This window comes from Paenibacillus sp. LK1 (assembly GCF_002750415.1).
GTDB lineage: Bacteria > Bacillota > Bacilli > Paenibacillales > Paenibacillaceae > Paenibacillus > Paenibacillus taichungensis.
Genome location: NZ_PEII01000014.1, coordinates 42,299 through 54,846, shown reverse-complemented (window position 1 = coordinate 54,846; position 12,548 = coordinate 42,299). Strand labels below are relative to the sequence as shown.

The following is a 12,548-nucleotide window of genomic DNA, read 5'->3' as shown; positions in this document are numbered from 1 at the left end:
GTAGCGCTATGAAGAACATTCGTGCAAAGAGAGTTGCATCGAAAGGGCAGTGTGGTGGCTGGAAGCATGCCGGATTGCTACTTAGCGGAGTGGGCATATCCAATCTGGGTGATTTCATATATATTGTGGCGATTAACCTGATGGTATTGAATATGACACAGTCTCCAGCGGCAGTCGCAGGGTTGTGGATTATCTCGCCGATTGCTTCGGTGTGCACTAAGTTTTGGTCAGGCAGCCTGATTGATCGTTATGATCAGCGGCAGTTGATGATTGGTGCCGATATGCTACGGGCGATGCTGGTGGCGATGCTGCCACTGATGTCCAGTCTATGGATGATGTACGCAGTGATGTTTCTGATCAGCATGTCCTCATCTATATTTGTCCCTTCCTCTCAGGTATACATTACCCGGCTGGTACCTGCTGAACGGCGCAAGCGCTTTAATTCCCTACAAGCTTTGATCAGCTCAGGGGCATTTATTACCGGCCCGGCAGTTGCAGGAGTGATGCTGATATATTTATCTCCGGCAGCAGCCATTTATGCCAATGCGGTTTCCTTTGCTGCTTCTGCGTTGATTCTAATGTTTCTTCCCAAACTGGGCTTTGGAGAACAGAATATAGGGACGGGAAGCAGACTGACACCTCGGATGATTGCCCAGGATTGGAGAGCTGTACTGAGCTTCAGCCGAAAGTCGGGCTACGTTGTCGGTATATATGCCCTGTTCCAGATTATTCTGGTGGTCGGCATGTCGCTGGATGCTCAGGAAGTGGTGTTTATCCGTCAGGTGATGAACCTGCCTGAATCACAGTACGGAGCATTAATGAGTATCACCGGAATCGGTTATTTGGCAGGTTCCATGCTGGTTTGGATGTTCGCCAAACATTTGCCGGTCCGTCACATGATGGGTGGCGGTGTACTTCTGGTTGCGCTTGGTTATTTCCTGTTCGCCCGTTCATTCTCGTTTGAACTGGCGGCTGTTGCCTTTATTCTGCTCGGTCTGTGCTCCGCACTGGCGAATACCGGCCTGGTTACCTTTTATCAAAATAATATCCCTGTCGATCTGATGGGGCGAATGAGTAGTGTACTTGGACTTGTGTTAAGTGTGTTGCAGGTGGCTTCCATTTTGATTGCAGGGGTAATAGCAGAGCAGTTGTCGCTTCGTATGGTATATACAGTTGTATCTGGGGTCATGCTGTTAGCTGCGTTGGGATTGTGGGTGACGAGCATGTTTCCTTCCCGAAGCAGGTATTACGATGAACCGGCGAAGCCCAAGGCGATGGTGGGGTGACAGGCAGAAATACGGCAATTCTAGTACAGAATAAAGGTTGCCTGAATACCCGAACCGTTCAGTGGAACATAACATAAATAGTATTAAACACAGATATTGGCTAATAGAAAATGAACAATGTATGCGCTTTCGAGATGAAACGCATTAACACATTCATGTGATGAAAGTTTACAGTTTGTTCGTTTATCTTGTGTATAAAATGGAAAAAAGCAATTATTCGCAAAGAAATCGTTAAGTTTGTTGACACTGATCTTCCGGTCGATTAATCTTAATGAGAAAGTATTAAAAACTTCAATTATCGTTCTGGTACAAGATCAGAATGGTTCCATACAGCGAATGATAGCGAGCGGGAGAGACCTGAGCATGTCGAGTAAAATGGCAGCTGTCGGGCACCGAAGGAGCAAGCTGCTACGCACCCGGCGCAGCGGTTAATCTCTCAGGTAAATGTACCATCGTTGGACGCAACTCTGGAGAGTGCGCGAACTGCGCCACCCAAGGGGTATATGGTCAAGCAGCACGGTGTGCAGGGTGACATCACCTGTGAATACAGGAATGCATCGATTCGCCGCGCTGCTTATCATGAAACTCTCAGGTATCGAGGACAGAGAGAGGGCCTAGGGCCTCTCTCTGTCCTTTTCTCATGTCATCATTCAGTAATAAAGGAACATTATGGGTGTACGTCTGGATGAAAATGACGATTATAAATGGAGGGTTTGCGATGCGTTTTAAAGACGTTTTTTCAATTATTGGTCCGTCCATGACAGGTCCATCAAGTTCACATACGGCTGGAGCGGCAAGATTGGGGCGAATTGCCCGTCAGTGGCTGGGATGCACGCCTGAACGCGCTCGATTAACTCTATACGGCTCGTTTGCTGATACGTATCAGGGGCATGGTACGGATCTTGCGTTGATCGGTGGCCTGCTTGATTATGTGACTGATGATCCACGTATACCGGATGCAGAACAATATGCAGAGGAAGCGGGTATGGAGGTAGAGTTTTTCACAAGCGGCCTGCCTGCTCCTCATCCGAATACGGTCAAGATTGAACTCTGGCATGGAGACCGTCAATGCTCACTAATCGGTGCTTCCATTGGCGGAGGTAGTGTATCGGTGCATGCATTGAATGATTTTCGTGTACAGATCAGCGGAGAGTTCCCCACACTTGTACTGCGCCATTCGGACAAAGCAGGGGTGCTCGCTTCGGTAACCTCCACCATCAGTTCGTCCGGGGTGAACATCGGGTACATGCAAGTGGATCGGAAAGCCCGGGATGGTGAAGCACTGACAGCGATGGAGATGGATGGTGTGCCGAATCCTGAGATGTTGAACCGTCTGCGGTCGCTGGATCATATGCTGGACATTCGCGTGATTGATTTGAAGAGAGGGGTCGAGCCGGATGCGGTTTAAACATCTACATGAACTGAATACCATCTGTACAGCAGAGTCCAAGACCATTGCCGAGCTGATGATCGAAGAGCAGGTTCAGGAGACGAATATCCCGGAAGTGGATGTTGTGCGGCAGATGTCGGATTACTATCAGGTGATGAAGGAAGCTGTACACAAAGGGCTAACAGAAGATACAACATCACGCAGCGGCTTGACTGGCGGAGACGGCAAAAAAATGGCTGAGTACATTCGTAAAGGCGAGACTTGTTCTGGAGATGCCTCTGCACTGGCCATGGCGTATGCCCTTTGTGTATCGGAAGTGAATGCCTCGATGGGCCGGATTGTAGCCACACCGACAGCTGGCTCCTGCGGCATCATTCCGGGTGTATTTATCAGCTCCCAGGAGCGTTTTGGCTGGAGTGACGAGCATCTGGTGAACGGTCTGTTCTGTGCGGGAGCGATCGGTTATGTCATTGCCAACAACTCATTTATCTCAGGTGCCGAGGGTGGCTGTCAGGCTGAAGTGGGTTCTGCCATCGGTATGGCCGCTGGAGCCATGGTGGAGCTGCGTGGAGGGACGCCGGAGCAAGTGGTTCATGCAGTTGGCCTCGCGTTAAAAAATACACTAGGGCTCATCTGCGATCCTGTCGCAGGCCTCGTGGAAATCCCTTGCATCGTCCGTAACGGACTGGGTGCCGTAACTGCGCTGGCTGCCGCCGACATGGCGCTGGCTGGGGTACGAAGTGCCATTCCTTCTGACGAAGTCATTGATGTCATGCTGGAAGTGGGCAGTGCGATGCCGAGCAGGCACCGTGAAACGGCCCAAGGTGGGCTTGCCCAAACACCGACAGGACGGAAAATGATGGAGAAGCTTGCTAAACCGAAGGCGAAGCGTGCGGAGCCTGAGACTGAAGCTGAGTCTCCTGCTGAAAATGAACCAGAAGCCAAGGCATAACGCCTTTGGCCTGAAATCAATTTTAACTTGGTGTGCCTTTAAAAATAAAAAAAGGTGATGAGCTCCCATCTTGATACGAAAAGCCGATACGAATTCTTCCTGGTGAAGAAGCGTATCGGCTTTTTTGCTTTTGCCCACAAAGAAAATAGGTATTGACGTTTATATATCGATTAGATATATTATTAACTGTCATATATCAATACGATATATAGGACGGAGAAAAAGTTATAGAACTTAAGGAGATGGATAACATGAAAAGTGTTTTTAAAACGAGTCTTCTGTTTTTGAAAAATGGAGCTACAGTAGTCGGGTTAATTACAGCCGTATTGTTCCAGGTTTTTTTTAATACCATTTGGCTTAGTGGATATGATCAGGTAAATGCACGGATGAATCAGCTTGCAGTAACTATCGTAAATGAAGATGGCGCTGCGGCGGAGCCAGTGGCAAAGTCTCTTGCAACGGGTCTTCATTTCGAGATTAAACCTTCGTCAACTATGGAAGAAGCCAGACAGATGTTAACGGATCGGGATGTATACATGATTATCGAGATTCCATCCGGTTTCATGCAGCAGGCGGGAGACTTGTCGGGTCCAGTAGCGGTGAAGTATGTGATGAATGAATCCAACGTGGCTACCGTAAAAAGTGTGATGCAAACCGTATCCGCACAAGTCACAGCGACGTTGAACCGTGAAGTACAGCAAAACAGCATTCGGGGAGTGCTGAATCAATCAGGTATGGCTGCCGATCAGGCGAATACGATGGCAGTGGGGTTATCTTCCCGGGTGGAGGCAGAAGTGGAACGGCTGAATCCAGTTAACAATTTTGCTTTTTCCATGGTACCAATGTTGATTGTGACAGCTACGTTTACAGGTGCAATGCTGCTTGGCATGAATCTGCAAAAGGTTTCTGGTGAACTCAGTAGCAGGGTAGGAAAATGGGAACGCTTTTGGGCGCGCAATATCATCAATGTTGGTGCTGCATTTATCGTATCGCTCGTTGGAGCAGGGATGATGCATGTTATGGGTGTATCTTCAGCAGATGGCTGGTGGATATTATGGCTATTTCAGTTGTTGATTACTTTATCTTTTCTATTCGTGGCGCAATTGAGCTTGCTGCTGCTTGGAAATGCTGGAGCATGGTTAAACAGTGCCTTGTTGCCTCTGCTGATGTTGTCATCAGGGGCAACCATTCCGCGCGATGTCATGCCTGACTTCTATCAACAGATCGGTCATTATCTGCCGGCAACCTACGCGGTGGAGGGCATGATGAACCTGGTGCTTGGCGGAGATGGGATTAGTCATGATGTTCTGCTTCTCGTAGTGATTGGAGCGGCGACGTTGGTTCTGGGAGCGGTGTGCACGTGGATCAAACGCTCAGGTCCTGCACAATCCGGCATACCTTTGGAGTCCAAGTCTGCTGCGACACCTGTCCCTCTGACTGGAAACCTGCCTTCACCTGATCGTGGATAACATGGATAAAGATAAGCATCCTTTTGCCGGATTAGCCAATCCGTGAACGTCTGATGATGTTGAACGTATAAGGGAGGATGTGATACGTTAAGAGCAATTGGAAAGGAGCGGTACACCGATGAACACGCAGCATGTCATCCTCGGAATACTGCACAATCAGCCATGTTCCGGATATGAGATCAAGCAGTACTTTGAACAATATTTTTCATTTTTCTTCGATGCCAGCTTTGGCACCATTTATCCCACACTTGCGAAGATGGAAAAGTCGGGGTTATTGACCAAAGAATCCGTTAGACAGGAAGGGAAACCTGACAAAAATGTGTATACCTTAACCCCGGAAGGGTCTGCGGAGTTCAATACCTATTTGATGAGTCCCTTGGAAGCAGAGGTGTTCCGTTCTGATTTTCTGATGCGTCTGTATTTCGGAGAGCTGGCGGATGAAGATACTGTCGCAGGGTGGGTCCGGTCGGAGCTGAATCGTAAAGAATTGCTGTATGCCGAGCTGCAGCGCCAGATGAGGCAATTTGGTGAACAGATCTCACCTGCACAGCGTTTGTGTATGCAAGTGGGGCTTGTGCAATATGAGGCTACCATCCGATTGCTCAAGGAACAGCTGGCCGCCCCTCAGTAGCTTTCTATAGTATCCGTGTCATTAAATCAATTGACGATCCATCCATAACACAGAAAAGCGCTCTACAGATCAGTAACAGGTCTGTGAGCGCTTATTCGGCGTTGCTTGCAATGCGTTGGAATTGTAAGGAAACAATAAAATTAAGAAGCTACGTGATATCTGTACTTAGTACAACATATCCATATGCGGGCAGCTCAACGGCGAGGATTCCCTCTTCCTTGGCTGTACGATAATTCTCGCCAAATAACTCCGTCCATTCCCCGGCACCCGCTTCGAGCTCGACGATAGCTGTTTCTTCCGAACGATTGAAGAGGATCAGAATACGCTCCTCCTCATCCTGTCGTTCCATCACAAGCTGGCTTCCGCCTTCACGGGCCTGCAGGAATCGAATGCTGCCTTCTGCACGCAGGGCAGGATGGGCATGGCGAAGTGCAATTAGCTTTTGATAAAAGGTGAACAGCTCGCGATCCTGCTTCGTCTCATCCCACTCCATACATTTCCGACAACCGGGATCATGCTCTCCGTCCAGCCCAATCTCGTCTCCGTAATAGATGCACGGAGTACCCATATAAGTGAATTGGAACAGCGCAGCCAGTTTCATCTTCCGCTGGTCGCCCTCACATAAGGTGAGTAGCCGTGGTGTATCGTGGCTGTCCAGCAGATTGAACGCCACTTCGCTGGCTTGCAGCGGATAGCGGGACAGTTGTCGACCGATCGAGTTCGCAAACTGTTCGGCGTGCATGGCATCTTTTATAAAGAAACGATTTACGGCTTCCGTAAATGGATAGTTCATCGAGGCATCGAACTGATCACCTTGCAGCCAGGAGGAGGACTCATTCCATACCTCACCCAAGATATAGGCATCCGGATTCGCAGCCTTCACTACACGGCGGAAGTCGCGCCAGAACGCATTATCCACTTCATCCGCGACATCCAGCCGCCAGCCGTCGGTACCCACTTCCTTGATCCAGTATTCGGCCACCTCTAGCAAATACGCCTTCACCTCCGGATTTTCCGTGTTCAGCTTCGGCATATGAGCTTCGAATCCAAAAGTTTCATACGTAGGAATGCCATCCTTCACGTCCAGCGGGAATTCATGCACATGGAACCAGTCCTTATATTTGGACTTCTCCCCGTTCTTCTGCACATCGACAAACGGCGCAAAGGTCTTACCAGAATGATTGAACACCGCATCCAATAGCACCCGGATTCCGCGTGCATGGCACAGCTCAACAAGCCGTTTAACCGTATCTGCATCACCAAAATGACGATCTACTCGCAGATAATCTTCGGTATCGTATTTGTGATTGGTAGTTGCCTCGAAGATCGGTGTGAAATAAATGGCATTAATGCCTAACTCTTCAAGGTAATCCAGATGGTCGATGACGCCCTGCAGATCACCTCCGAAGAAGTTAAACGGGGTTGGCTCACCACCCCAGGGTTCCACATGTTCTGGATTGAGGTCAGGGTTGCCATTTGCGAATCGTTCAGGGAAGATCTGATAGAAGATCGCATCCTTCACCCATGCAGGCGGTGTAAATACAGCTCCGGGGTGGATATATGGAAACTGGAACATGTGACCAGGATCGTCGGGTTCATGCGTTTGGAAATCCGTCTCGGTCATCCAGATCTGTTCTGTACCGCTTTTCAGCAGGAAGGAATACTTCAGCCGATGATACGGAGGTTTTACTTGCCCCTCATAATAATCGAACATGGAATCGGATGTATATTTGGTTAAAGGAACCAGCTCTTTGGTGCGATCCCAGGCGTATTTGTCGCCAGTCAGGGCATATACCTCGGTGAGATCATTCTTTTTGGCACGCAAACGCAGACGAATGGTATCCTTATCGTAGGCGTAGGCCCAGTTCCGTTTCGGTTGATGAAAGATGGCTTCCAGCAGCATAATGAATTTCCTCCCGTCGTATACACATGTATTATGTGAGCAAGTCGCAGCATTCGATGCAGAATTATGCGAAGCGGATGATTAAGGTATAATTTAAAATAAAAGGATATCAATGGCCGTGTGATTATCATTCGTACATTTTATATAAACAAGATACTTCATTATGTTTCAAATATATAATTAACCCAAAGGGTGCAGAAAGGAAACGAATGCGCGCATGAAAACGAAACTGTTATACATTGAAGACGATACGGAAATTGCTACATGGGTTAGGGCCGACTTGGAGGAGCGCGGATATGAAGTGGTATGGCTCGGAAGTGGTGAAGGTGCGGCTGAGGCTGCCGGGGGTTGTTCGTTGGTTATTCTGGATGTCATGCTGCCGGGGCTGGATGGATTTACGGTAGGACAGCGACTCAAAAAGGAACATCCCGAAGTACCCATTGTCATGCTTTCGGCCAGAACGTCCATTGACGATAAGCTGCATGGGCTTGATTTTGCCGATGATTATGTAACCAAGCCATTCCATCCCGATGAACTCGCCGCACGGATTGAAGTCCAGCTTCGAAAGGCAGGAACTGCAATCTCGGCCGATACTGTGGTAAAACTGGACCACTTGTCCATCTACGAGAAGGATCACCGGATCGTGAATGAGGAGACGGGGGAAGAAATTATTTTATCAGGCAAACAGTTTCATATCTTCGCCTACCTGCTCAGGCATATGGGCATGATTCGAACCAAGGAACAGATCTACGAAGCCGTTTGGAACGAGCCTTATCTGGATGGGGACAAGACATTAATGGTACATATTCGGCATCTGCGCGAGAAGCTGGAGCGTGATCCGGCGAACCCAACTATCATTCAAACCGTTCGCGGTGTTGGGTATCGTGTGAAGAAGCCATGAGCAAAAAAGCGACGATGCGCGATCCATCCGATAGGAATAGGGTAGTGAAACGTAGCCTTACAGGCAAACGGAAAATGCGTTTTGGACGGACCCTGATGTCCCGGTATATCCTCTTGATCTTGGCAGCGGTTTTGTTTGTACCGGTCGTTCTCCCCATTACATCCATCATCTATGTGGTGGTGGTGAACAATACAAATAAAGAAAATACGGCACCTTATGGCGATAGCACGAAAATTAGCAACCTGTGGACCCGGGAATCCGAGAAGCTGGATGGGGCGACATCTGAAAAAATCAAACAACGTATGGAACAGCTGCACCGTAAATATCCCAAATCTTCGATGTACCGTGTGGACCAAAACGGTGAAACGGCATTTATTCTCGCTGGAGAGGATGTTGATGTGTCTGAAACCACCGTGGATGGAACAACAATGACAACATTGAAGTGGACGTTGAATCATCAGAGAACAGAGACCCAGATTCCAGCGATATGGAATTCAAACACTACCCTGGAATTTATGAAGGAAGCGTCCTATCGTGATCCGCTAACGGTGGTTTCTTTTGTAGGGGGAGATAGCGAAAACAAGGGACAAGGCTTTATGGTGATTGAGGTTCCGAGGTATCTTTTGCAAAAACCGCAGAACAACTGGCCTATGGAACTTTTGTATTTGGGTGGATTAATGATGATCATTTTCCTCTTATTTATTATCATGTCGATCCTGTTCTTTGCGCGAATTCGCAAGCGGCTCATCCGTCTCCAGACGGCGATGATCACGCCGGGCAAGGAAGGCATTCCACTTCCTGTGGAGATTCGCAGATCGGACGAGATTGGACATCTGGAGGAATCGTTCAACGAAATGGTGCATCAGTTGACAGATAGTCGTCATCGGGAGCGGGAGGAAGAGCAGCTTCGCAAACGCCTTGTCGCAGGCTTATCGCATGATTTGCGTACGCCGTTGACTGTCATTCGTGGACATATGCATTCCCTTCACAAAGAACCCCTAAGCACGGCTGCGGATACTTCATTGCGTCGTATGGAAGCCAAGATGGATGACTTGAGCGGACTGATCGATAACATGTTGTCGTACAACCTGCTCACCAGCGGAAAATATACATTGAAGCTGGAACAGAAGGACGTCCTGCGAATTGTCAGAGAAACGGCAGCGGCCTGGTATCCTGTGTGGGAGAAAGAGCAGTTTGAGATTGATATTGATCTGCCGGATGAACCATTGATTTGGCAGGTGGATGAACAGGGATTGCGTCGTGTTCTCGATAACCTGTTCCAGAATGTCATCCGTCATGCAGCGAGTGGGAAATATATTGGCATATCGACAGAACAGATTCATGGGGAGATATCTCTTGTTATTCAGGATAGGGGACCAGGATTGCAGGCAGATTCGGATACCAAGGGAACAGGTCTGGGGTTATCTATCGTGGATCTACTGATTCGTGAGATGGGTCTGCGGAAGAGGATGGACAGTTCCGAGAACGGACTGCGGGTGTGCCTCTATAGTGGTGTGGGTATTGGAAAACCAAGGCCCTAACCTTTTTTTAAACTAAACTTAAACTTCAGCCGACTTCAGCTTTAACCTTGGAAGGTTACGATGATATCCGAGGTGATTAAACAGTGACAGACAACATTATTCAAACCGCTAACTTATGGAAAACATACCGGGACCGTGCGGCGGTCCGTGAACTTGATCTGCATATTAAAAAGGGAGATATTTATGGCTTCCTTGGTCCCAACGGCGCTGGCAAAACAACAACTATTCGTATGCTTCTTGGCTTAATCAAGCCAACCAAAGGTGTCATCCGTGTATTCGACAAGGATATCCGCAAGGATCGCATGGACATTCTGCGACGTGTAGGTTCGTTGGTTGAATATCCATCATACTATGGACATCTGAACGCGGTGGAGAATCTGGAAACCTTGCGCCGGATATTAAATGTACCCAAATCGAGGATTGCCGAAGTGCTTTCCATCGTGGATCTGACCCGGGATGCCAAACGTTCCGTAAAAGGTTACTCGCTTGGGATGAAACAGCGTCTGGGGATTGCAAGTGCCTTGTTGGGTCAGCCGGAGCTGCTGATTTTGGACGAGCCGACGAACGGTCTTGATCCAGCAGGCATCCAGGAGATCCGGGAATTAATCAAACGCATGCCGCTGGAACACGGTATCACCGTACTGGTGTCGAGCCATTTGCTGAGTGAAGTGGAACAGATGGCAAGCCGGGTTGGCATTATTCGTGAGGGGAAAATGGTCCTTCAGGATACGATCGCCAATCTGCATAGCCAGACGGGCAGCTCCATTCGACTGACGGTTTCCGAGCCGGAAGAGGCGATGAAGCTGGCAAGAGAGCAGGGACAGTTCGGTCAACGTGAAGGAGCCGCGCTCACGTTCCCGTATATGGATAATAGCGCGATTGCATTGCTGGTTCGCCGATTGGTTGAGCAGGATCACGCGGTCTATCGTGTGGAAGAGCACCGTCAATCTCTAGAAGACTTGTTCATGCGAGTCATCGGTGAGGGGGCAACGGTATGACGGGCCGTGCGTTATCGTCCGATTGGCTCAAAATTCGTGGCAAAGGTATCTGGTTTCTCGTTTTCCTGGCACCCATTGGACTAACAGCGATGCAAGCTTTGAATTTCGGGCTTCGTTTGGACTATCTGAAAGAACAGTATGGGGGTCATCTGTGGGAGAGTTTGCTGGATAATGTGGTTGTTTTTGTACCGCTTGCCTTGATGCTGGGGGCGACGATTCTCAGCTCAATGATCGCAAATGTGGAGCATGAACAGGGTTCGTGGAAGCAGCTGCTGGCGATGCCAATCACAAGACCTGCGGTCTACCTGGCCAAGTTCCTGCTCGCTTGTATGCTGCTCATCATCTCCTGTTTGTTATTAACAGCGGGAATTATTGGTCTGGGACTGGTACTTGGATTCGACGCTGGTGAGATCCCTTGGATACATGCAATCAAGTTGGGTTTATTGCCGCTGGCTGGCGCACTTCCGGTGTTATCGCTGGAGCTATGGCTGACAATGGTAAACAAAAATCAGGCTCTTCCCGTCACGCTTGGAATTGTACTCGCAGTAATGGGGATGTTCGCACTCAGTATCTCACCGTACTTTCCGCTTGCTTGGGCACAGATGGCTTGGGCCAGCCCAACACCATTCGTGTATGTCGGTTTGGGCGTAGGTTCGGGTCTCTTGATCATGCTGCTGGGGATGGTGCACTTTAGCCGGAAGGATGTGGCCTAAGATGAGTTTTGCAACTACTTATTTTCGAATCCTATCCTCTGAGCGATTAAAAATGGGCAAATCACCTGTCTGGCTTCTGATTCTGCTTAGTCCATTGATCGCACTGCTTATCGGGCTGCTATCCACACCATCAGGTCAATGGAATGTGCTTATGGGCTCAATGGTCTTTCTGCACGGTTTGTTATTGCTGCCCATCCTGACCGGCGTATTTACGTCATTCGTCTGTCGGTTCGAGCATGCGGGTGGAGGATGGAAACAAATGCTGGTGCTGCCGCTCACCCGTACGGGCGTATATGCAGGTAAACTGACCATCGTGATCTTGCTTCTGGCAGGCACGCAATTATTGTTGCTCGGGTCCATCCTGTTGGCGGGTATGATCCAGGGCATGACGGATCCCATCCCATGGGGATTGCTTACAGGTAAGCTGCTGCTGGGGCTATTCGCTTGTGTGCCGCTCGCTGCACTACAAATGTTCGTTTCCTTGGTATGGAGCAGCTTTGCCGCACCGCTGGCATTGAATTTTGCGTTGACCGTACCGAACATTCTGATCGTGAACTCGGCTACATTTGGCCCGTATTATCCTTGGGCCCAACCGATGATTCTAATGACACCGTTTGAAGGTGGAGGTTTCGGAGCTTACAATGTTCCGCTTGGGACTATGCTGGCAGTGGTCGGGGGCAGTGCAGTTCTTTTCATTTTAATCGGAGTGTTATACTTTAGAAAAAAAGAAATTTAATTTTCTCACAAATTGGTTGTGAATAAAT

11 protein-coding genes and 2 riboswitches are annotated in these 12,548 nt (G+C 48.9%); of the genes, 10 read left to right on the top strand and 1 reads right to left on the bottom strand.

All coding sequences use genetic code 11. The features are described 5' to 3' along the window. Positions 1–8: 8 nt before the first annotated feature. From CS562_RS26175 to CS562_RS26155, 5 genes are all read left to right on the top strand, one after another. A complete protein-coding gene (locus CS562_RS26175; protein WP_099858632.1) occupies positions 9–1,286 on the top strand; it encodes an MFS transporter in 1,278 nt (425 codons plus the stop codon). Between the two features lie 337 nt (positions 1,287–1,623). Then, a riboswitch (glycine riboswitch) is annotated at positions 1,624–1,747 on the top strand. Positions 1,748–1,751: 4 nt separating this feature from the next. After that, positions 1,752–1,893, top strand: a riboswitch (glycine riboswitch). Between the two features lie 111 nt (positions 1,894–2,004). Further along, complete coding sequence (sdaAB, locus tag CS562_RS26170) at positions 2,005–2,694, top strand: L-serine ammonia-lyase, iron-sulfur-dependent subunit beta (RefSeq protein ID WP_076290630.1); 690 nt, start codon at positions 2,005–2,007, stop codon at positions 2,692–2,694. Further along, positions 2,684–3,628, top strand: coding sequence for an L-serine ammonia-lyase, iron-sulfur-dependent, subunit alpha (gene sdaAA, locus CS562_RS26165; protein WP_076290629.1), 945 nt, complete (start codon positions 2,684–2,686; stop codon positions 3,626–3,628). Before sdaAB ends, sdaAA begins: the two co-directional genes overlap by 11 nt. 251 nt (positions 3,629–3,879) lie before the next feature. Next, on the top strand, positions 3,880–5,097 hold the full coding sequence (locus tag CS562_RS26160) for a YhgE/Pip domain-containing protein (protein ID WP_175382107.1): 1,218 nt from the start codon (positions 3,880–3,882) through the stop codon (positions 5,095–5,097). A 118-nt stretch (positions 5,098–5,215) separates the two neighbouring features. Next, the gene (locus tag CS562_RS26155) at positions 5,216–5,728 is read left to right on the top strand and encodes a PadR family transcriptional regulator (RefSeq protein WP_099858630.1); all 513 of its coding nucleotides are present in this window, start codon (positions 5,216–5,218) and stop codon (positions 5,726–5,728) included. A gap of 148 nt (positions 5,729–5,876) precedes the next feature. Here the strand turns inward: CS562_RS26155 and CS562_RS26150 are convergent, their stop codons facing one another. Continuing rightward, a complete protein-coding gene (locus CS562_RS26150; RefSeq protein WP_099858629.1) occupies positions 5,877–7,631 on the bottom strand; it encodes an alpha-glycosidase in 1,755 nt (584 codons plus the stop codon). A gap of 217 nt (positions 7,632–7,848) precedes the next feature. On the opposite strand from CS562_RS26150, the gene CS562_RS26145 reads away from it, so the two are divergent. From CS562_RS26145 to CS562_RS26125, 5 genes are all read left to right on the top strand, one after another. Continuing rightward, positions 7,849–8,532: a response regulator transcription factor gene (locus CS562_RS26145; protein WP_099858628.1), complete on the top strand. Its 684-nt coding sequence runs from the start codon at positions 7,849–7,851 to the stop codon at positions 8,530–8,532. Beyond that, the gene (locus tag CS562_RS26140) at positions 8,529–10,073 is read left to right on the top strand and encodes a HAMP domain-containing sensor histidine kinase (RefSeq protein ID WP_180287223.1); all 1,545 of its coding nucleotides are present in this window, start codon (positions 8,529–8,531) and stop codon (positions 10,071–10,073) included. The genes CS562_RS26145 and CS562_RS26140 overlap by 4 nt, the downstream gene beginning before the upstream one ends. 83 nt (positions 10,074–10,156) lie before the next feature. After that, positions 10,157–11,071 (top strand): ABC transporter ATP-binding protein, encoded by a 915-nt coding sequence (locus CS562_RS26135; protein WP_099858627.1) that lies wholly within the window; start codon positions 10,157–10,159, stop codon positions 11,069–11,071. Beyond that, positions 11,068–11,784 (top strand): ABC transporter permease, encoded by a 717-nt coding sequence (locus tag CS562_RS26130; protein WP_076290621.1) that lies wholly within the window; start codon positions 11,068–11,070, stop codon positions 11,782–11,784. Before CS562_RS26135 ends, CS562_RS26130 begins: the two co-directional genes overlap by 4 nt. A gap of 1 nt (position 11,785) precedes the next feature. Further along, the gene (locus CS562_RS26125; protein ID WP_099858626.1) at positions 11,786–12,520 is read left to right on the top strand and encodes an ABC transporter permease; all 735 of its coding nucleotides are present in this window, start codon (positions 11,786–11,788) and stop codon (positions 12,518–12,520) included. The last annotated feature ends 28 nt before the right edge of the window (positions 12,521–12,548 follow it).

Coding starts and splice junctions, on each gene's coding strand:
- CS562_RS26175 (WP_099858632.1), top strand. CDS start 9: ATGAAGAACATTCGTGCAAAGAGAGTTGCATCGAAAGGGCAGTGTGGT.
- sdaAB (WP_076290630.1), top strand. CDS start 2,005: ATGCGTTTTAAAGACGTTTTTTCAATTATTGGTCCGTCCATGACAGGT.
- sdaAA (WP_076290629.1), top strand. CDS start 2,684: ATGCGGTTTAAACATCTACATGAACTGAATACCATCTGTACAGCAGAG.
- CS562_RS26160 (WP_175382107.1), top strand. CDS start 3,880: ATGAAAAGTGTTTTTAAAACGAGTCTTCTGTTTTTGAAAAATGGAGCT.
- CS562_RS26155 (WP_099858630.1), top strand. CDS start 5,216: ATGAACACGCAGCATGTCATCCTCGGAATACTGCACAATCAGCCATGT.
- CS562_RS26150 (WP_099858629.1), bottom strand. CDS start 7,631: ATGCTGCTGGAAGCCATCTTTCATCAACCGAAACGGAACTGGGCCTAC.
- CS562_RS26145 (WP_099858628.1), top strand. CDS start 7,849: ATGAAAACGAAACTGTTATACATTGAAGACGATACGGAAATTGCTACA.
- CS562_RS26140 (WP_180287223.1), top strand. CDS start 8,529: ATGAGCAAAAAAGCGACGATGCGCGATCCATCCGATAGGAATAGGGTA.
- CS562_RS26130 (WP_076290621.1), top strand. CDS start 11,068: ATGACGGGCCGTGCGTTATCGTCCGATTGGCTCAAAATTCGTGGCAAA.
- CS562_RS26125 (WP_099858626.1), top strand. CDS start 11,786: ATGAGTTTTGCAACTACTTATTTTCGAATCCTATCCTCTGAGCGATTA.